Here is a 396-nt window from a genome sequence, read left to right as displayed (position 1 = left end):
ACCGAAGGTTCTGGCACCCAGACGAGGTTCAGTCTCGGATCGCGACAATCCCCAAATGTCGGAGAGTTCTGGCTCGGTGATCCAAAAGATGGGAAGCATATGTGATCTGCCGCCGCTGCTGATCGACGACCGAGTCGGGCAATTTCAAGGCCAGCTGCATTGGCTGAGCTTCTCATCCGAAAAGCTCAAAGGGACCAGATAGAATGGAGACTATCACCATTGATCAACAGAACATCCTCGTCGGCATCCGTCCAATAGAACCGGGCGACGAATCCACCTTGTACGCTTCCGAAGTTACCTCGTTGGGACGCGCTGTTGCCAAAGTTCGCCGCCAAAGCGGTGCTGCAAGAGTAGTCGCCAGAACACTCCTTGGGCAACTGGGATTCCCACAACTGC

At 54.8% G+C, this 396-nt stretch carries 1 protein-coding gene and 1 pseudogene; both read left to right on the top strand.

Annotation, left to right across the window (positions count from 1 at the left end):
* Positions 1-202 (top strand): hypothetical protein (locus AC0L2K_RS35115; protein ID WP_473533674.1); only part of this gene is annotated, 202 nt, incomplete at its 5' end.
* A 1-nt stretch (position 203) separates the two neighbouring features.
* Positions 204-396, top strand: a pseudogene (locus AC0L2K_RS35110) (4'-phosphopantetheinyl transferase family protein); the annotation flags it as partial.

The sequence above is a fragment of the Mesorhizobium sp. WSM4817 genome, assembly GCF_055811135.1.
This window is presented reverse-complemented; position numbering and strand designations above follow the sequence as displayed.